Below are 20783 nucleotides of genomic sequence, written 5' to 3'. Positions count from 1 at the left end.
CCACCTATTTACTTACATAGCACTCCGCTGGAGTGCAAGACGTTGATATACCCTTTTCTATAGACATATCACCCCTCTGGGGTGGGGAAAATGTCTGAAAAACCATGTTGAAACGCTCAAAATCCGTTAGTAGCAACTTGGATTACTATGTAGGAACTCATGAAAAAATGCGTAAGTCCTAACTTAATTCCGCGCTTCAGGTGTAACTGTCAGTTTTACGCGTTTTCCCTCTCGTAGCACAACAACTTCGACAGGTTCACCAATCTTCACGGCATCAAGCGCATAAGTGTAGTCGTAGATATTGGTAATTTTTTGCCCACCAAATTCGACGATAACATCACCGCCCTTTAAACCGGCTTTATCGGCGGGACCTTCCGCACGGACACCGGAAAGTTTGACCCCCGTGCCTTCCGTAGTATAGTCGGGGATCGTCCCAAGATATGCACGGAGCGTATCACGACTCCCTTCCTCTGACTGACTCCGTTCTACTCGGACGTACGCCGGACGTTCATCAGCACTGATTAAGTCTGAAACGATGCCGTGTGCCAAACGCGCGATCCGTTCTATGCCAGTATAGTTGAGCGTCTCTGGGTCGTCCGTAGGGCGATTATAGTCCTCGTGTCCACCCGTGAAAAAACTGAGTACCGGTACCTCTTTCGGATAAAAGGCAGTCACATCCGTTGGCAGATAAGGATCTTCTTGAAGCGTTAGATTAAAACCGATGGGGATGTTCCGCTTTTCAATCAGTTTCGTCCATACAGACGATGAACCCACGCCTTGCAAGATAAGTTTATTTTCACGGAGCCGTCCGACCATATCAAAGTTGATGTATGCCGCCACCTTTTCTAAAGGAACGACAGGATCGTTGACAAAGTGCGTAGAGCCGATAAGCCCAAGTTCCTCACCCGACCAGAGCGTGAAGATGATCCCTCTGCGAATGTTTTCAGGCTGTTTTTGATAAGCTTCGCTGAGGGTTCTTGCCAAGTCTAAGACAACAGCAGTTCCAGAGGCGTTGTCATCCGCACCGTTGTGAATCTGTCCTTCTTCATCCTTCCGGGCGAGCGAACCGATTTCACCATGCCCGATATGGTCGTAGTGTGCACCGACAATAACATACTCAGTGTCGTCTGTTAATTCCGGGGGTGGCAGCAGTGCAACGACATTTTGATCGGTTTTCTTAACTTTCTCAACCGAAACCACGATTTTGACTTTGACACCGGGCAACGGAAATTGTCCGAGAAAGTGCGGATTTTCCGTATCCAGTCCAGATTGAACATCTTTCAGATTTTTACCAGAGGGTGCGAAGAGTGCATTTGCCACAGTATCGCTTATGGATGCGGCGACAATTCCAGAATCGGCGAGGCTGCTATCGAAGTCAAGCGGAATTAACTTGCCTGCATTCGGGGAATTCGGACCGGCAGCAACAAGAAACGCCTTTGCTCCCTGTTCCCGTGCTTGCATCGCTTTGTATCGGAGTCCAGCATACCGATTCAATTGCTGGCGGCGTTCAGGTTCAACGCCTTCAGGCACATAGCGAAGCGCGACAACTATTTTGTCTTTCACGTCCAAACCCGCATAAGCATCATAACCTTCACCTAACTTGCCGGGAACGGTTAAGCCATACCCGACAAAAACCACTTCACCCTCAACGACACCGTTCCGCGAGAAAGAGAGCGGTTGGAAATCGCGTTCCACACTGAATTCCATCACTTGCTCGGAACCGTGCATCTGGCGTGTCATATGAAAGCGGTTCTCCTCGGCTATAATCCGTCTCCCCGCGGTGAATTCAAACGCTTGAAAGTAGGTCGCCTCATCACCGATAGGATTGAGATTGAGGTGTGCGAATTGGGCTGCGATGTGCTTGGCTGCCAATTCTGCACCCTTGGAGCCGGTCATTCTACCTTCCAATTCGTCAGACGCGAGAATTTCTATGTGACGCTGAATGCTAATTCCGGTTTGCCCTGGGTAGATGTAAACCGCTGGGTCGTTCTTGAACTGCAGGATAGAGGTATCAACGCTCGGTGCTGCGAATGCCTCTAATACTGCCTCCAGCGCGGCTTGGTGGTTCCACTCCGCGATATAAAGTTGCGAAACCCCTTGACTGTTTCGATTTGAGGTCCAGCACAAGCGGTTGCCATCCGGAGAAAAGACAGGAAGTCCATCAAAACCATCAGTTGCGGTAACGCGAACCGGTTCATGTCTACCTCTGCCATCAACGAGATATAACTCAAAATTGGAAAATCCGAGTTTGTTGGAAGCGAAAATCACGTAAGCACCACTCGGATGGAAATAGGGTGCCCATGACATACTCTTGAAATCGGTGAGTCGGCGCACATTTGAGCCATCTATCTGCATCGTGTAGATGTCCGCTTGGCTGCCGTCGGGGGTGAAGTGCCGCCAGACGATGTGCCGCCCATCAGGTGTAAAAAAGGGACCACCATCGTATCCCGGTGAATCTGTCAAGCGGGCCTGATCTGACCCATCGGCATTCATGATATAGATTTCACCGAAATAGGCGGGGTCAACTTCAAGTTGCTTCAGATCCTTCGGAGAGAGCTGATCTTTAGGATATGCGTCTCGAAGTGAACAGAAAACAATGCGCTTGCCATCCGGCGAATAGGAGGCTTCAGCGTCGTAACCGGGAGCATCGGTTAATTGTTTCAGGTTGCTACCATCCCGATTCGCCGAGAAAATGTCCATCGCTTCATCGTAATCCCAACTGTAGCGACGCTCTTGCCCAGATGCTCGGAACTGCAATTCTTCTTCCTGTTTTGCTTTCGCGAAAGCGTCGTGGTGTGTTGAGGCATAAAGCACCTCATCGGTCCCCGGTCGGAAGAAGGCACAAGTTGTTTTCCCGATACCGGTTGAGACGCGATGCGTATCACCTGTCAGCAGATTTAGCAGATAAATCTGATAGAACGGATTATCCGGTTCACGTTCACTTTGGAAGATGAGGGCGTTGCCGTCTTCAGAGAAATAGCCTTCCCCAGCGCGCTTCCCGTCATAAGTGAGTTGTCGGATATTGCTAAGAAATCGTGTCTTCTCAACAGGATTATTAGCCTCTGTTTCTTCTGGCGTTGTCCGCTGTGCCACAACATCGTCTGTTACGAGAATAGCAAAGAATATTGTGCAGAACAGCCCAATCAATTTGATGCAACGCATCTCCATCCCTCCTTCTTGAATGGTTTACTGTTTTACAGATGCTGAGCTGCTTTCTGTTTAAGGAAGGCGAGACCGTCTATCGCGAGGCTTTCGGCACTCGGCGCGATGTCGCGCCAGATACACGTCGCAGCGGCGATTTCCTTGACAGCAGGCGTAAACGATTCAATCACGAGCCATCTGTCATAGTTAACCTTTGCCAATGCGCCAAAAACGCCATCCCAATCTACGAGCCCTGTGCCCGGAGTGCCGCGATCATTTTCACAACAGTGCATGTGATGCAAATAATCACCCGTCGCAATAATAGCATCTGCCTGATTCTTTTCTTCAATGTTCATGTGGAACGTGTCCAGATGTACCTTGAAATACGGGCTATCCACCGCTTTACAAAGTTTAACAGCATCTTCGGCGATGTTGACGAAGTAGGTTTCAAACCGATTGAGCGGTTCGCTCGCCAGGGTGACACCGTGCTTTCCGCCGAATTCAGCGACCTCTCGTATACCTTCAACGCACCAGTCCCATTCCTGTTCGTTTCTGGCGCGTCCAACGAGTTTACCCACAGCACTATACATCGGTCCAACGAGCGTATCGGCACCCAATTCAGCAACGATCTCGATTGTGCGTTTAAGATAGGTTTTTGCGTTTTCTCGAATAGTAGGGTCCTCGTCAATCGGATTCCTATCCCCACCCATGATGTTACACCCGATGGTCTCTAAACCGGTATCCTTCAGTAGTGCTTGGGTATAAGGGATGTCCACTGTATCTGGGTCAAAGATAGGGATTTCGACACCATCAAAACCCATTTCAGCAACTTTCGGAATCAGATCTGCAGTTTCTCGATCAAACTTATCTGCCCAGAGTAATAAATTTACACCAAACTTTGGCATTGTGTATTGTTCTCCTTATAGCGTGTAATAATCTTTCAGTTTAGCACGAATTGGAAAGCGTTTTCAAGTTTTTTCGGAGAGTTATCAATCTGATAATAATGCGGAAGATGGGTCCGAAGTGATTTTACGATGGGATTACTTTTTTTTCGAGTCAGACGAAGGCGGCAGCGCATACATACTCCGCCGAACCTTCACGATTTCACCAGAATCTACAAGACGCTTAAGTTCATTTTTGATGGAACCCGGATGTCCGTCAATCGCATCAATGAGTTCTGCTGTTTTTTTCTCACCGCCGGAAAGCAGCGAGAAAATCTGGTCCCGGAACGGGGCACGAAGGCGTTTACCGCCTCTGAGCTTCATCAAAATACGGTTCGCCTGACTGCTGGAGACTCCCATGACCTGTTCCACTTCTTCGCGACCAGATTCCGCAGTGAGGTTGTCGCGTTCTGTTTCAAAGTGCTCGCGTTCGGCTATTACCTCAGGGAGTTTGCCCAGCCCGCCAGCAACCTCAAAGTCCTCCCAGTCAAAAAGGAGGGTTTCGGGTCTATTGGTGATGTCGGGCAATGGCATGCTCGAAAGCAGCACCACCGTCTTGTTCGGTAAACGGTTCAATCCGACTCGACCGACAATCTGTGTAAATAAACCGGCAGCACTCCGTTCATAAACATCTTGGATGCGCTCGTCTTTGTAGTTCCCAAATTCCGCTTCTCCATCATAACAGAGCGGTTTTTCGTCGTTGCCAAACAAAATCTGTGATTGCCGCCAAGTGAGACCTGGTGACCAGAACGGGACCCCAACTATCCAAACCACTTCTGCCGTTTCAAAAGCGGTATCTTCTAATGTCTCTATCTCTTTGAAACCTGTTACAAAACAGACATTTTCCCTTGCTGCGATGTTTTGTAAATGCTGTGTTACTGGTCCGCTGGTGATAATCGCATGCTTAACGCTTGGGTCACTCTCAATTTCTGCTTGGATACCAAGAAAAAAACGCTGTCCGGTCTCAGACATACCCATAACGCTCCAATCGGTATCGTAGTTTAAAATTGTTTGTCGTGGATAGATACCTGTGCGAATCTGAAAAACTCGATTCCCGGCGACCCACGCTGTCGATTTGATGTGGTGGACTTCAATCTCTTCACCCGGAAATGCCCGATAGAGATCCGGCTCGGAGAGCGTTGACGACATGAACAGAAGACGCTTGACCGTCGGAGGCAACACCGGTGGCACCCAGAACCGCATATCTTCGTCAGACCATAACAACGGGGCATCAGCATCCCGTGGATAATGTTCAAAGAAACGCTTCAGTTGATGCCAAAACGTCCAATTTGGATGCCTATAAACTGTCGGAAATGTCTTGATTTTTGTTACGGTTGCTGTGTCCAAAACGCCCAACGCAACGGCTTGTGTCATTGACATCGGTATTTTCATATCCTCGTTCAATGCGAAGGTATCAAGTTCAAAGACAGGCAGCCCTTTTGTCGCAAGTTTATCTGCAGCGTCTGTATCTAAGGGAATGTGAGCAGCAGCTTCGTTTTCAAACACAATGCTAAAACGCGCCAAAGTTTCGCCCGTTTCGTCATCAACAAACTCACGCGGCACCACTTTACCCGTTGCATTGACTTGACACATCTGTTGAATGAGTGTCTCTTTCTGCCCTTCAAATGCCTGTACCACTGCGCGGATCCGACCGACAGCATTACCATCAAATCCACTTTTGACTTCCAATGCGTTTAATAGGGCATTCCCAAAGTTCCCTAAGGCACTTCCTCGCCAGTCTACACGCCACTCTTCCAATGTGTTTTTTAATATACGACAGGAAATAAATAGCCTATCCGTTGACGCTTCATCAATGATACAGAGCCGCTCTGTGTCATCTGTCTTCTCAAGCATTTTTTCCACCGTTTCTGAGTTTTGTGGATCCAAAAACAGTCGCATTGGGTTACATATTTGTGCTTTGGCACGTTGCAGTGTGCCGGGTTGCGACAAATAGCCGCGCTGCTGACACTCTATATAAACTGGACACTGTGGACAAATACTTTCATCTGGATTCCCACCCTTTCTTTCAAACTCGTAACACCGCTCCGGGTCCTCACAGATATTACCGCGTTGAAAAGGGGTCGCCATCCGTTCCTCAACCGGTATCTCTTTCACTTGTTCCCACAAGTATTCGCGTGCTCGCCTGTAGGCAACCGATGGCAAGTCTTGATTTTGAAAGCGGCGTTCTGCTTTTTTTGTTACCACGGACTTTCCGCTGAAACTGATCGCACCGCCGTTGAGGACATAGGATGCCGCGGCGTAGGTTTTCCCTGCCCCTGTCTCGGCAATAAGTCCGAGAATTCGGACCTCCCGATTGAAAACACGCTGTATCTTAGCGGCGTTCTTTTTAAGGGTCCCGTAAACCTTATTTTCACGTCCCTGCTGATGCAGCATAGGATCCGGACGCTTTATCGCCAATGGACTGAGTTTCCCTTCCCGCACGTCACGCACATTATCCGTTACAGGTAGTCCAGCAGCTGGTAGCAATGGCAGAATACCGGTATCGTCCCAGACATCTGTTATATGTGTCGCCTCCATCGGTAGTCCTTCATCAGATGTCGATGCGCGTATCCACACCACCCCGTCTTGTTCCCATAACAAAACGCGTCCATCTTCAACGTCGCTGTCGGGGCGGTTCCAGTAGTGAACGTTATTTTCCTGCTGGACATAAGAAAACTCGCGCTTCAAAAACGCCTCTTTTGCAAGATTAAGGTTGTGCGAACCGAAGTACGTTGGCACAACAGGTACCGATCGGGGACTCAGTGCTAACTCCCCTTCTGTTGGCGGCGCAGATTCGTGAAGCGCAGCGCGAAGGGCGTCAATAGGGGCAAAGAGTACCTCTTTAGTAATGATAGGCGGATCTAATAAATTTCCGAGCAGAATCTCATAGCGCCCATCCCAGAGACTGTATTCCTCATTGCCAAGAATCTCAAGATATACATCGCGATGGTATGGATTTTCTGTCGTCGGTGTGTGTTTATAGATATACTGCTTCGCTTCATCAGTATTTTGATGGAGATAACCCTGTACTCTGAAAGAAAAACGCAGCCCACCAGACTTTGTCAGCGTCAATAGTGGATTCGCAACAGAATTAACGAGTGCCTCAATACAAGCAAGAACAGTATCCGGGGCAGCACAAATCGCGTCATACTTAAAATCAATGTCGTGCCATTGCGCGCCATCGTGCTCTGAAGGCGTACCGGTATAGATTTGAATTCCCCATGATTTGTGCCATACCCAGTTATTCCAATCACTTAAACGTTGTCGGCTCAAGAACCGTTCACCGCCAAAATCCAGCGGACCGTGGTCGTGCTGAGGTGCGCGTCCTATAGGCATGAAAGAGATGTCTGCCTGCTCGAGTTCATAGAGTCTCACAGGGCATCGCCAAGCACAATAGACCGTGAAATGATATGGGAACCCTTTGTACAGCGCAGGTGTCACCTTTGTTTTTCGCTGGCGAAGCGGCTTTTTATGTCGTTGATGACAACGCTGAAGGATATCTTTTAAGGCGTTCATAATTTATTTATAACGCAAGTTCCGCCTCAGTGAAATAACCGGATTAAACTACTAAAATCTTACTAAGGCAATTATATCTTAATTCAATTTATTAAGTCAAGGTGGTTAAAACTTTACAATAAACAAAATCTTGAATACTTCAAAAACCGCTTCAGTCCCGTAGGGGGTTTTTGCTTGGGGTATTGCTTGGGGTATTTGATAGGGGTATTTGATAGGGTGTTTCTGCGGATTTCTGCGGATTTCTTCAGCATTTATAGAGATGTCCTAACGTGAGCTGAATAAAAGAATCTCACACCGTATGCTAAATTTGCGTAAGTCTTGTCTTCATTCAACCCCGCCAGTCGGGCAGAGAAAGGCAAGCGATTTCTGAGGACTGACTACTCAGAATCTGCTGCTTTAAACAGGTATTTCGGTGCCAATACTGTTAGCGACACACCGCGGGCAATCAGAAGCAATGTTAATGCTCCCCACAAGCCGTGGTTCCCAAAAGGCATGAGCAAGTAGACAGCACTTAAAAAAAGGAGTGTTGACACAATTACAGAATTCCGCAGTGCCTTAGAAGCAGTTGCTCCCAGAAAAATACCATCCCAGATATAGGCAGCGACGTTGACGACAGGCGCGACAATTATCCAGATAAGATACGGTTTTGCCTGCTTGATAAGCGGCACCTGATTTGTAAAGAGATGTAGCAGCATCTCTCCAAATAACACGAAAATTAACATAATTACGCCACCGAACAGAAATGACCAGAAGAAGACCTGGCGCGTTGTTCGTTTCAAATTCAGCATATCTTGTGCCCCCTTGTACTTACCGATCAGACTTTCCGCTGCAAAAGCGAGCCCATCAATCGCGTAGGATGAAAGATTGATAAACTGAAGGAGGATTGTGTTGATAGCAAGAAAAGTATCGCTCAAAACGGCGGATTTCGCTGTGAAAACAGCATGGCTAAACACAAGACAACAGGTTCTGATGAAGATGTCACCACTAATGTTAAGGAATCGCTTGAGTCTGGAAAGTGCCAAGACCTCTCGGAAACGCCACGCTCTCAAAAGACCTCGATAGTATCTCGAAAAAAGTAGAACTGCTAAGAACAATCCGACATACTGCGCAATGACAGTCGCCAAAGCAACACCCGCTACCTTCATACCGAACAACCGCACAAACACCAGATTCAGAGCAATATTGACAAGATTCACCACAATCGTCAATAGCATTGGATAACGGGCATTCTGTAACCCCAGAAAGACACCGTGAAACGCATGCAAGCACAACGTCGCAGGGGCAGCATAGATGCGAATATGGAAATAGGTTCGCGCAAGGTGTTCCACTTCTGAACTTGTATCAATGAGCAGGAAACTGACATTCACAAGCTGCCATTGGAAGATAAGAAGCAGTAGACTTGCCGTGATTCCGATGCATATCGCTCTTAGTAGCAAGCACCCACATTCGGGAAGGTCTTTTTCGCCAAAGGCTTGCGCTGTCAATCCTGTCGTCGCCATTCTGAGAAACCCGAACCCCCAATAAATAAAACTGAAGATAATACCACCGATACCAACGGCACCGAGATAGTGTTCGGATTCCAACCGTCCCATCAATGCGGTATCCACCGCACCCAGAAGCGGGATAGAAAAATTGCTGACGATATTCGGAAGCGCGAGGCGATAGATTTCTTTATTGACGTTTTCAGGGGTATCCATAGAGATGTCCGTTCTACTCCTAATCTTAGAGTCTACCGCAAATTATGCTGGAAATCAAGGGATATTCCGCTGCAACGCAAGGTGTACTGCCATCGGAAATTCGGGCCACCCTCTAAACCAAGATTGTGATATAATAACAATCTAAGCGAAAGGAGTATCCGATTATCCTACAAGTGTATAAATAGAAACGTCCTCACTCGGCGTTAGGAAACCATTTGACACCTGTAGAATTTGAGCAAAAAACTTGTCTTAACTTTGCTGATTTTGTGGTCTGAATTACCGTTGGCACTTCATTTTTTTTATGTTGTATTTTTCGCAGTGTTAACACTTAATATATGTTATGTTTTTTGAAAAAACCCAGAAAAATTCGCAGCATTTCGCAGCATCTCGCTATATCGCGTTGATTTTTCGGTATTTCTATGTTATACTTTTCAAGATCCAAAGGAGTATGATGCCGCAACAACCCTCATCTATTGAACGAGGTATAGACCGTGCCGACATATACAGAACAAAGATTTGAAGATCCCATCAAACAACACCTGAATCAGTCGCGCTACCGGTCATTACAACCTTCCCATTATAGTAAGGACATCAAAAAATAAAGGGAATCATCCGCCAATACAACAAAGTAACAAATTCTGCCTATACGTGGTAGGATTTGTGTTGTGGTATATTTTTCTTTGTAATTTTGGAAGAAATTTAGTATACTATTTAACAATGAAAGATTGGTACTATGCGTTTGCCGCCAAATCGCTTGGATTTTGCGTATCTCAGATACCGCGTCCCGTAGCACTCGCTATCGGCGGATGGTTAGGAACGCTTGTATTTTGGATCGCACCGCGATATAGAGAATTAGCGTGCGAACATCTACGGTGTAGTTTGACATTCTCGGATGAATGCTGTGCCAGAACAATCGCTAAACAGTGCTTCCAACATCTCGGCAAGACTGTCGTAGAGTTTATGCGGTTTCCGCGTTTGGGGCGCAAGCAAATCCAGCGATACGTTAGTTTTGAAGGGATCGAACATGTGGAGCAGGCACTCGCAGCAGGAAAAGGCGCGATTATTTTAACAGGGCATTTCGGGAATTGGGAACTTCTCGCCGCCAGTATTTCTGCCACAGTTGCTCCGCTGACTCCGATTGTTCGTGAGTTGCGTTCTCCGCGTTTAAACGCCTTGGTCTCGCATTACCGAGAAAAAGCCGGTTATGCAACTATTGATCGGGATACAGGGATACGTCAAGCACTTCAATGCCTTAGACGCAATGAGTTACTTGGCATCGTCGCCGATGTTGATACGACTGTCAGCGGCGTTTTTGTCGATTTTTTTGGCAGGCGCGCCTACACACCGTATAGTCCGGTTGCTATTGCCCTCAAAACAGGCGCGGCAATACTACCAACGTTCATTGTCCGTCAATCCGATGGTTCGCATCGTGCAATCATTGAACCACCTTTGGCGTTGCAACGGACCTGCACGAAAGAGAAAGATCTTGTTGTCAATACACAGAAATTCACGAAAATTATTGAATCCTATATCAGACAATATCCGGCACAATGGATTTGGATGCATCGACGGTGGAAGACACAGAATTAACTGCATTTTCATAGGTTTTTTTGCATCCCTACTGCTCTTTGTAACGTCCTGTAAAAGCACAGAAACGCCAGTCAGTGCCCCCGATGAATCTGTAGAAGCGGTACCAACGCAGAAACTTGACAGGTTTTCTACGCAACACACCGAGGCAGGTGTCCTCAAATGGACGCTTATCGGGGACGCTTCAACATTCCACGGAAGTTATGTTGAAGTGGAAAATCCGACTGTACAGATTTTTGAAGAGGGTGTTGTTTCTATCACCTTGAATAGCGACAAAGGTAAACAATTTCTCAATGGCACTAAGAAGGACAGTCTGCACCTGACAGGGAATGTCGTAGGGATCAGTAAAGATGGCAAACTGTTTACTGAGGTACTCCATTGGCAGAACCTCGCAGGTAGGTTGTATGCTCCCGATGAAGCCACAGTCGTGCGTGGAGATTCTACCTGGGTCGGAACAGAAATGTTAGCGAATCCGACGCTTGAAACTGTAAAAATGAAAAATAATAGATTCAAACTTTATCCTAAAGATGAGAAAGCACATGAATATCATAAAACCCCGACTGAACCAGAGTAGGCGTGAACGTAGAGCTCAGCTCCGCAAATTTTATAATTTTTGTGGGTACGCCGGTTGCCTAATATTCCTTGTCTGCCTTGCTTCTCTAACGCTTACTGCGGAGGAAACAGAAGCCATTGAGAGCTCGGAAACGCAAACAACAGAGCACACCGGACAAGAGGCTGCACCTGTTGAAAGTACGGGAGCTCTGGTAGAAACGGAGAAAGAAGAAATCACCGGCACCTCAGATAGAATGGAGAGATATGATAAAGACGGTATAACGATCCTTATCGGCAATGCCAAGACGGTCCGGTATAACGCACAAGGTGTTGAAATTGGGTTTCTCAACGCTGATAAAATTACCATGAAAAGTGACCCTGAAACTAACACAACAACAGAAATTATCGCTGAGGGCAATGTAGAAATCCGAGATCAAGATATCTTCGCTACCTGTGACCATGCTATCATGAACAACCTGACGAATATCATTACGCTCAAGGAAAACGTCGTCGTCTTACAAAACAAGGATAGACTGGAAACTAAGCTTTTCACTTTCAATCGGACGACAGGTAAACAGACTGGCGAAGGTGGCGTTAAATTCAAAGTGAGCGTTACACAAGCGGCACCCGTAACCGCAGAAACGGATGAGAATTCCGAAAGCGGTGCGGAGACTGTCGAAGAAGAAACTGCCGTAACTGCTCCTGAGAAAACTGAAGTTAAGGCTGAAGCAGAAAAAAAAGACACCGATGCTGAGACGGATAATGTGGACGCGGAACAGAAATCTGATGCGGATACTGGAAATGCTGAAGATGCGGATCCCGAAGAAGAAACGGATACAGATACTGAAAACCCCGATGACGCAGATGCTGACACTGAAACGGATGCATCCGAAAACGATTAAGCAGCTCAGTTAATCATAAGAGTAGGAACACCATAGTTAGAGATCATGGCAACAGAATTACAAGCACACAGACTCGTAAAACGTTATACAAGGAACGGTCCCATTGTTGTTAATGAGGTGAGTCTATCGGTACAGCAAGGCGAAGTTGTCGGGCTGCTCGGTCCCAACGGTGCTGGCAAATCGACAACGTTCTACATGGTCGTCGGACTGATTCGCCCCAATTCGGGGAGAATCACGTATGCCGAAAAAGACATCACCTTCTATCCGATGTATAAGCGGGCGCGGCTCGGCATCGGTTATCTCGCACAGGAGACATCGATTTTCCGTAAATTGACGGTTCAACAGAACATTGAGGCGATCCTTGAGGCACAAGGGATACCCAAATCCGAACGCGGTTCGCATATCCATGAACTGACAAACGAACTCGGCATCTCGAACCTGTTACCACGCAAGGCATACACACTATCTGGGGGTGAGTGTCGCCGGGCGGAGATAGCACGAGCCCTCGCGGCTCAACCGGATTTTATTCTCCTTGATGAACCGCTTTCTGGAATAGATCCCATTGCTGTCGCAGACATTAAGCAACTCATTTCACATTTGCGCGACCGCAACTTAGGGGTACTCATCACGGACCACAACGCTGCTGAAACGCTTGACATCGTTGACAGGGCATACATCATTGTTGATGGAAAAATTACGCTCGCTGGGACGCCTACAGAACTCGTTAACGACCCAATAGCGAGAGATCTCTATTTTGGACACAATTTCTCCTATCGGGTAGAGTAGCACCGCTGCAGCAACACCGAAAGAGACGCATGAAATGTACAAAGCGCAACTTACCCAGACCCCTCAGCTGACGCAAAAAACGTCTATCACGCCCAGGTTACAGCAAGCACTTAAAGTGCTGAATATGCCGCTGCAAGAACTAACACATTTTATTCGCCAAGAACTTGAGCAGAATCCGTTTCTTGAACTTGAAGACGATGACGAAGTCGTACCTACCCTTGAAGAAGAATTAGACCCAACACCCGAATGGAACGAGCCTGAAGGCAATCTTGATCAGGAAGATACCGCTGTTGATATTGATTGGGAAATGGCTTTTGAGGACCGCATCTCGCTCAGTGACCGAATGAATACTAAACACGCAGACCCTGATGAACCGCCGCCAGATGTCGTATACGAGTGTTCCCTGCACGATCACCTTGCTGAGCAACTTGACCTTGCTTCTGCCGATATCATCAGGACGGAGATGGAACACACTATTGCAGAACACATTCTTGGGAACTTGAACGACGATGGGAAACTGGAACTCAAACTGTTTCAAATTCCCTGCGAGTCCTTAACCACATTGAATGCAGGAGAGATCTCAGCAGAATTACACACTATCATTCAAAAAGGTTTACAAGCCGCAACGGGTAATAATAATATCACATTTTCAAAAACCGCTACAATCGCAAGGAAAAAGACAACGCGCGCGTCCGCCGAAAACGAAGGGGCACCTATAAACTGCACATGGCAAATCAACGATCCAGACAATAACAAGACTTATACCATCATATATGAACATACATTCGGAAATTGCAAACCCACTCTGAATGTCTATCAACTCACGTTGGAAGATATTGCCGAAGCCGTCGGATGTGAAACGACCCTCGTTGAAACTGTGCTTCGCGAGATACAAGACAACTTTGAACCCCTCGGTATCGCACATCGAGATACAAGAGAGGCATTGCTCATTCAGATACGCAATCAGAAGCCAGAAGAGATACGCGCAGTCGCGGAAAACTTGGACGGAGAACTGTGGCAGTGTGAAAGTTTTGGAAATCAAAAGATGTTTGTGCAATCTCTCGCACAAGAGATTATCGAAAACTACTTCGACGCTTTTCTCAATCAGCAATGGCACTGCATCGCAAAGGCATTAAAAATTGACATCGTGGTTATTGATACAGTTGTCAAGTGGATAGGAAGACTGTCGCCTTATCCAGGTCGCTACTTCACCGATCCAATGACGCACTCGCTTAAGAAAAGTTCTCATGCGGACACCATTACGCCAGACGTGGAGATACAGTACCTCAACGGCAAATATCAGGCTATCTCTGTAGACAGCTATATACCCCGCTTACAGATAAATCCTTACTATCTCAATCTGATGCGAAATCGGCAAGATACGCTTGATACTGAGGCAAAGGAATGGATAGAAAAACGCTATCGTGATGCCTCAAATTTGCTCAGCAGCCTTGCCCAGCGCGGTAGCACAATCGCCCGAGTCACCGAGGCAATTTTTGAGGTACAGACAGAATTCCTGACAAAAGGGGTTAAAAGCATCAAACCTTTAACACTCAAAACGATTGCTGACAGAATAGGAGTCCACGAATCAACTGTCAGTCGAGTGACAAGCAATAAATACGTGCAAACGCCACACGGCATGTATCCGCTACGATTTTTCTTTAGTAATGAATTAGCAACAACACAAGGCGAAGCGATCTCTGCCAAACAAGTGAAAAACCTCATTCAAGAGATGGTCGATGCTGAGACACCGAACAAACCGCTGAGTGATCAAGCGATCAGTAATGCCCTAAAAACAAAAGGGATTCTATTAGCGAGGCGGACTGTTCAGAAATATCGGGACGAGTTAGGTATTCCGACATCACGTGAAAGGTCCGCTGTCCACGCAGGGAATCGTACGCATTGATTGAATGTCCGACGAGAGGGGATGCGTTTTCAGGATTATTAATATTAGTTGTCAGTTGTTAGTTAAGAGGTTTTTGATAATTTCAAAGTCTCTTTCTGAAAACTGAAAGGGTTTTCATGCCTCGCAGTGAGAGAAAACCGAACTGAAACCGAAAACTACTTTTTGCCTTGTTCCGTCATCTATAAAAGAAGGGAGAATGAAAATGAAAATAACCTATTCCGGACATAACCTAAAAATTACTGATGATATTCATGCATACATCCTAAAACGTGCCGACAAAATTGAAACCCGTTTCGGAGATATGCAGGAACTGAACGTCGTTCTCAAATCCGAGAAAAATCGATTTGATGCCGAGATGATAGTGACAGCACCACGCGTCTCGTTCTATGCGAAAAGTGAAACGCATGAGATTCTGTCGGCATTAGATACTGTAACAGATAAGATTATCAGTCAGGTCCGTCGCTACAAGGATAGAGTTAAAGACCGACGGCATAATGCACCACATCGCGAAGTGGTCGCCCAGCTCAACCCAGACAGCGTGGAAACCGTAATAGACCCTGATGGGACTGACGCACCTGTCATCGTAGCGACGCAGGAGAAATTTGCAGCGAAACCACTGACGGTCGCGGAAGCCGCAACGGAACTCCAAGCCTCAAATACCGTATTTCTGCTGTTTTTAAACGCGGAAACCCGGCAAGTCAATTTACTTTATGAAATGGAGCAGGGGACATACGGGTGGGTAGAACCCCTCTTTACCTAATGGTTATCGATGATCAGTTACGAGAGGAAACTGTTCTTAAACGAAAATCTCTTAACCGATAACTGACAACTGATAACTGACAACGAAAAAATGACAAATCTCCCAAAAATCTATGCCCCTCAAGAAATTGAGGGGAAATGGTACCAATTTTGGCAAAAAAATGACTACTTCCACGCGGCGGCAACCTCCGAGAAACAGGCTTACGCAATCGTGATTCCGCCGCCGAATATTACAGGTAGTCTCCACATCGGACACGCACTTGATAATACGCTCCAAGATTGCCTCATCCGATGGCGGCGCATGCAAGGGTATAACACGCTCTGGATGCCCGGAACCGACCACGCCGGTATTGTTACTGAACTCATCATGGAACGAAAACTCGCCGAGGAAGGGACAAGTCGAATTGAACTCGGCAGAGAAAAATTCACCGAGCGGATGTGGCAATGGAAAGCCGAATCTGCTGGCTATATCGTCTCACAACTTCAACAACTCGGATGCTCTTGTGACTGGAAACGTGAGCGTTTCACACTTGATGAAGGACTCTCGAAAGCCGTTCGCACCGCGTTTGTCAAACTCTATAATCAGGGACTCATCTATCGCGACACCTACATGGTCAATTGGTGCCCAGAGTGCAACACGGCTATCAGTAACCTTGAAGTGGAACCGATTGAGATAGACGGCAACTTTTACCACATCCGCTATCCTGTGAAAGACAGTGATGTTGTCCTTGAAATCGCCACGACGCGCCCAGAGACTATGTTAGGCGACACGGCTGTCGCTGTGCATCCCGACGATGAGCGGTATCAGCATGTCATTGGAAAGACAGCACACCTACCCCTCTGTGACAGGGAAATTCCGATAATCGCCGATGCTTACGTGGATAGAGAATTTGGGACCGGCGCTTTGAAAGTAACGCCCGCACACGATCCTAATGATTATGAAATCGGATTGCGGCACGAACTCGAACAGCGTACGATCTTCACGCAAGATGGACATATCAGCGAAGCGGCACCCGAAAAATATGTCGGTTTATCCCGATGGGAGTGTCGCAAACGGGTCGTCGAAGATTTGCAGAACTTAGATTACCTCGTCAAAATTGTACCGCATCGGCACGCCGTTGGCCATCACGACCGGTGCGGTACGATTGTCGAACCCGCTATATCATTGCAATGGTTCATGAATGTCCGCCCGCTCGCACAACGCGCCATAGAAGCGACCCAAAAGGGCGAAGTCCGGTTCATTCCAGAACGCGAGACCGATCGCTTCTATCACTGGATGGAGATTATCGAACCTTGGCCGATCTCACGTCAGCGTTGGTGGGGACATCAACTCCCGATATGGTACTGTAACGCATGTGAGGCAGTTACTGTTGCCATGGAAACGCCACAGCAATGCAAGTGTGGTGCCTCTGATTTCCGCCAAGATGAAGATGTTCTTGATACATGGTTCAGCTCCGGGCTGTGGCCCTTCTCCACCATGGGCTGGCCAGAAGAGACGGAAGAATTGAAAACTTTTTATCCGACATCTGTTCTGGTCAGCGGTTGGGACATCCTCTTCTTCTGGGTATCGAGAATGATAATGTTAGGACTCGGATGTATGGACGAGGTACCCTTCCGAACCGTCTATTTGCATGGGCTTGTCGCCGACGAAAAGGGGCAAAAGATGAGCAAATCGAAAGGAAACACCATCGACCCGTTAGAGACAATCGACACTTACGGGACAGACGCATTCCGCTTCGCCCTTGCAAATGTAAGCACACCAATCCCTTATGTCTCGCTCTCAGAATCGCAGATTGAGTCAGGTAGACGCTTCGCCAATAAAATCTGGAACGCTGCCCGGTTCATCCTGATGAATTTAGAAAAACATCCCATTCCCACGGAAGTGGATGCCATAGAGACCGAACAAGAAACGCTCGAAATAACGTGGATACGGAGTCGGCTCAGCCATACTATTAAAACAACAACCGATGCCCTCGAAAACTTCCGTTTCTACGAAGCGACACAAACGCTCTATGCTTTCCTTTGGCACGAATTCTGTGATTGGTATCTCGAATTCACCAAACAGCGAATTGCGCAAGACGAACCAGCGGCACTCTGGGTAGCTGCAGACGTTTTGGAGCAGACAATGCGGCTCCTCCACCCGCTCATGCCCTTCCTAACCGAAGAAATTTGGCAACAACTCCCGCGCAATAGAACGCAGGACGATAAGTCAGTAACTATTGCCCCTTGGCCAGAGCCAACAGGCGAAAATTCAACCGCAGAAACCACTATGGCGACGCTCACGGAAGTCATTGAGAGTATCCGCAGCATCCGAGGTGAGTTGAACGTTCCGATTGGAGCGTCTGTAGAAGTTCATATCCAATCACCAAACAGTGAAGTGCGTGAGCGACTCGAAACATATCTATCACAGTACTTACCGGCTTTCACACGGGTAGCTGACATCACTATCGCTGAATCTCTGCAAAAACCTCCCGCCGCTGCTGAAGCGGTTATCGGAGAACTCGCTATTTATATTCCGCTTGCAGATGTCATAGATCTCGATGCCGAACACGCAAGGCTTAGCAAACGCCATCAACAAGCAACGAAGGACGTTGTGTCGGCACAAAAGACGTTAGATAATCCAAACTTCGTTCAGCGGGCACCGGAAAAAGTCGTTGCACAAAAGAAGGCACAACTTCAACGGTTGTTGACAGAGCAAGACAAATTAGCACGGAGCCTCGCTATGCTTACCGAATCAGGAAGTGAAAATGGCGATTGAAAACAATGACAACTGCTTTGTTTGCGGTATGAAAAACCCATTCGGCTTTCAGGTAAAACCTGAAATTATAGGTGATGGTGCCTCTGTCCGCATTGAATGTACACCCGCTGAACACTTGCAAGGTTGGGCAAACATTCTACACGGAGGTATCCTCAGTACCCTGTTAGATGAAGCGATTACCTACGTCGGAATAGGCACCTTCGATCAGCCCGCAGTAACAGCGCAACTCGAGGTCCGTTTTCGTAATCCAGCACCAACGGGGGTGAAACTCCTTGTCTCTGCCGAGCGTACGAAGGTTTCCAAAAGGTTAGTGGAAGCAAAAGCAGAGGTTACGCTCAGTGATGGCACGCTCATTGCTACTGGCACTGGAAAAGTCGTACCGGTCAGTGAAAGTTTTGCACCAAAAGTACCGGCTCAGTTTTGAATTTTCTGTGCATTCTGATAAACAATCACAAACATAGTCCCGTAATGAAATGGAGGGACGGCATTTGTACACACACTTTAGATACGTCAAAGCCTTTGACCCACCGCAAGGTAATTTAAAAACATGGAAAATCCAACATCTGCGATGAATTCAGAGGGGCTTTTGAGTTGGGACACCGATGTGCTTATCATCGGTAGTGGTGCCGCTGGGTTACGCGCGGCTCTCGCTGCGAGTGAACACGCGAATGTGACGTTAATTACCAAAACGACATTGACAGAGAGTAACACACACTATGCCCAAGGTGGGATCGCTGTTGCTATGAACCTCGATGATACGATCGCCTTGCACATAAAGGATACCTGTGCAGCGGGTGCCGGTCTCTGCAATGTGGAAGCCGTTGAGATGATGGTATCTGAAGGTATTCCACGCGTTGGCGAACTATTAGACTGGGGTGCGAACTTCGATTGGGAAGGAACCCTGCCGCGCTTTACACGAGAAGCCGCTCACAGCCGCCGTCGAATTGTACATAAAGGCGACGCAACAGGTCGTGAAACGACGGATGTCCTTATCCAACGCGTACTAAATACGGAACGCATTCACGTCCTGCAAAATACATTCGCCATTGACTTGCTGACCGACGCGGATGTCAAGTTAGCGAGCGAGGAGACACCTACATGCTATGGTGTTACGGCAATTGTAGAAGAACAGGTCGCCTGTATTCGCGCCAAAGCCACAATTCTCGCGACCGGTGGGCTTGGACGGATTTACCCGTGTACGTCTAACCCAAAAGTAGCGACTGGCGACGGATTCGCTGCAGCATGGCGCGCCGGATGCGAAATGATAGATATGGAATTCGTCCAATTTCATCCAACAACGCTTTTCTTAGACGGGGCACCTAACTTTTTGATCTCAGAAGCGGTTAGAGGGGAAGGTGGCAAACTTCTGAGCATTCGTGGTGAACGCTTTATGGAGAAATATCACGAGAAAGGTGAACTTGCCCCACGGGATGTTGTGAGCCGCGCCATTCAAAGCGAGATGGACTCGACCGGATTCCCGTGCGTTTTCCTTGATATTACCCATGAATCCGAAGATTTTATCCTTGAACGATTTCCGACCATCTCCGATACCACAAAACGCTACGGACTCAATATTAACGTGGACTTAATCCCCGTCCGTCCCGGCGCACACTTTATGATGGGCGGCATCCGCACCAATACAGATACACAAACAAATCTCAAAGGGCTTTATGCTTGTGGAGAAGTAGCATGTACGGGTGTCCACGGTGCGAATCGCTTAGCAAGCAACTCTCTGCTTGAATGCCTCGTCTACGGTGCCCGCGCTGGCACAAACGCTGCAATATTTGCAAATAGTTATCAGGCCCCAGTTATCAGTGGACAGTTACAAGAGGGTTTTGGGGCTACCACAAGAGACGCTTTAACTGATAACCGAAAACTGAAAACCGATAACTATTCTACAGAATCAATCAAAGATGTCATTCGCGAGACGCTCTGGAAGAATGTTAGCATCGAACGAAACGGCGAGGGCTTACAAGAAACCCTCGCCGAATTGCAAGATTTAATGGAAAGTTTAGGGAGTGTGCTAACAAATCCGGAAGTCGCAGACGTAGCGACGGTAGAAACAGTTAATATGCTCAACGTCGCCTTGATGATAACGCAATCTGCACTCGCCCGCACGGAAAGCCGCGGTGCCCATTACCGTGCCGATTTTCCGACACAAAACGATACCGAATGGCAACGGCGTATTCTCATTACACGTGACAACACCACCGAAGCGATTTCCTTGTGATAGTCCGT

13 protein-coding genes are annotated in these 20783 nt (G+C 47.5%); 9 read left to right on the top strand and 4 right to left on the bottom strand.

Annotated features, from left to right (window positions below; genetic code table 11):
* Positions 1-183: 183 nt before the first annotated feature.
* The 4 genes from OXH00_13230 to OXH00_13215 all read right to left on the bottom strand — a co-directional run bounded on the left by OXH00_13230 (position 184) and on the right by OXH00_13215 (position 9295).
* Entirely contained in the window at positions 184-3162 is a 2979-nt protein-coding gene (locus OXH00_13230) for a M28 family peptidase (GenBank protein MCY3741971.1), read from the bottom strand.
* 32 nt (positions 3163-3194) lie between these two features.
* Positions 3195-4046, bottom strand: a complete 852-nt coding sequence (locus tag OXH00_13225; protein ID MCY3741970.1) for a sugar phosphate isomerase/epimerase — start codon at positions 4044-4046, stop codon at positions 3195-3197.
* 135 nt (positions 4047-4181) lie between these two features.
* Positions 4182-7598: a hypothetical protein gene (locus OXH00_13220; GenBank protein ID MCY3741969.1), complete on the bottom strand. Its 3417-nt coding sequence runs from the start codon at positions 7596-7598 to the stop codon at positions 4182-4184.
* A 377-nt stretch (positions 7599-7975) separates the two neighbouring features.
* Positions 7976-9295, bottom strand: coding sequence for an MATE family efflux transporter (locus OXH00_13215; GenBank protein ID MCY3741968.1), 1320 nt, complete (start codon positions 9293-9295; stop codon positions 7976-7978).
* Between the two features lie 717 nt (positions 9296-10012).
* Here OXH00_13215 and OXH00_13210 point away from each other — a divergent pair.
* From OXH00_13210 to nadB, 9 genes are all read left to right on the top strand, one after another.
* Positions 10013-10885, top strand: coding sequence for a lysophospholipid acyltransferase family protein (locus tag OXH00_13210; protein ID MCY3741967.1), 873 nt, complete (start codon positions 10013-10015; stop codon positions 10883-10885).
* On the top strand, positions 10815-11456 hold the full coding sequence (lptC, locus tag OXH00_13205; protein ID MCY3741966.1) for an LPS export ABC transporter periplasmic protein LptC: 642 nt from the start codon (positions 10815-10817) through the stop codon (positions 11454-11456). The genes OXH00_13210 and lptC (OXH00_13205) overlap by 71 nt, the downstream gene beginning before the upstream one ends.
* A complete protein-coding gene (lptC, locus tag OXH00_13200; protein ID MCY3741965.1) occupies positions 11422-12336 on the top strand; it encodes an LPS export ABC transporter periplasmic protein LptC in 915 nt (304 codons plus the stop codon). The genes lptC (OXH00_13205) and lptC (OXH00_13200) overlap by 35 nt, the downstream gene beginning before the upstream one ends.
* 45 nt (positions 12337-12381) lie before the next feature.
* Positions 12382-13122 (top strand): LPS export ABC transporter ATP-binding protein, encoded by a 741-nt coding sequence (lptB, locus tag OXH00_13195; GenBank protein ID MCY3741964.1) that lies wholly within the window; start codon positions 12382-12384, stop codon positions 13120-13122.
* Between the two features lie 34 nt (positions 13123-13156).
* A complete protein-coding gene (rpoN, locus tag OXH00_13190) occupies positions 13157-15028 on the top strand; it encodes an RNA polymerase factor sigma-54 (GenBank protein ID MCY3741963.1) in 1872 nt (623 codons plus the stop codon).
* Positions 15029-15230: 202 nt separating this feature from the next.
* The gene (gene raiA / locus OXH00_13185; protein ID MCY3741962.1) at positions 15231-15788 is read left to right on the top strand and encodes a ribosome-associated translation inhibitor RaiA; all 558 of its coding nucleotides are present in this window, start codon (positions 15231-15233) and stop codon (positions 15786-15788) included.
* Positions 15789-15878: 90 nt separating this feature from the next.
* Entirely contained in the window at positions 15879-18545 is a 2667-nt protein-coding gene (locus OXH00_13180) for a valine--tRNA ligase (protein MCY3741961.1), read from the top strand.
* A complete protein-coding gene (locus tag OXH00_13175; GenBank protein MCY3741960.1) occupies positions 18535-18969 on the top strand; it encodes a PaaI family thioesterase in 435 nt (144 codons plus the stop codon). Before OXH00_13180 ends, OXH00_13175 begins: the two co-directional genes overlap by 11 nt.
* Before the next feature lie 123 nt (positions 18970-19092).
* On the top strand, positions 19093-20775 hold the full coding sequence (gene nadB / locus OXH00_13170) for an L-aspartate oxidase (protein ID MCY3741959.1): 1683 nt from the start codon (positions 19093-19095) through the stop codon (positions 20773-20775).
* Positions 20776-20783: the final 8 nt, after the last annotated feature.

It is taken from the genome of Candidatus Poribacteria bacterium, assembly GCA_026706025.1.
Taxonomy (GTDB): Bacteria; Poribacteria; WGA-4E; order WGA-4E; family WGA-3G; genus WGA-3G.
This window is presented reverse-complemented; position numbering and strand designations above follow the sequence as displayed.

Bases quoted from the DNA above. Each gene is read 5' to 3' on its own strand.
- lptB (MCY3741964.1), top strand. From the start codon at position 12,382: ATGGCAACAGAATTACAAGCACACAGACTCGTAAAACGTTATACAAGG.
- raiA (MCY3741962.1), top strand. From the start codon at position 15,231: ATGAAAATAACCTATTCCGGACATAACCTAAAAATTACTGATGATATT.
- OXH00_13210 (MCY3741967.1), top strand. From the start codon at position 10,013: ATGAAAGATTGGTACTATGCGTTTGCCGCCAAATCGCTTGGATTTTGC.
- OXH00_13230 (MCY3741971.1), bottom strand. From the start codon at position 3,162: ATGCGTTGCATCAAATTGATTGGGCTGTTCTGCACAATATTCTTTGCT.
- OXH00_13215 (MCY3741968.1), bottom strand. From the start codon at position 9,295: ATGGATACCCCTGAAAACGTCAATAAAGAAATCTATCGCCTCGCGCTT.
- OXH00_13175 (MCY3741960.1), top strand. From the start codon at position 18,535: ATGGCGATTGAAAACAATGACAACTGCTTTGTTTGCGGTATGAAAAAC.
- nadB (MCY3741959.1), top strand. From the start codon at position 19,093: ATGGAAAATCCAACATCTGCGATGAATTCAGAGGGGCTTTTGAGTTGG.
- OXH00_13180 (MCY3741961.1), top strand. From the start codon at position 15,879: ATGACAAATCTCCCAAAAATCTATGCCCCTCAAGAAATTGAGGGGAAA.
- OXH00_13225 (MCY3741970.1), bottom strand. From the start codon at position 4,046: ATGCCAAAGTTTGGTGTAAATTTATTACTCTGGGCAGATAAGTTTGAT.
- OXH00_13220 (MCY3741969.1), bottom strand. From the start codon at position 7,598: ATGAACGCCTTAAAAGATATCCTTCAGCGTTGTCATCAACGACATAAA.
- rpoN (MCY3741963.1), top strand. From the start codon at position 13,157: ATGTACAAAGCGCAACTTACCCAGACCCCTCAGCTGACGCAAAAAACG.
- lptC (MCY3741965.1), top strand. From the start codon at position 11,422: ATGAATATCATAAAACCCCGACTGAACCAGAGTAGGCGTGAACGTAGA.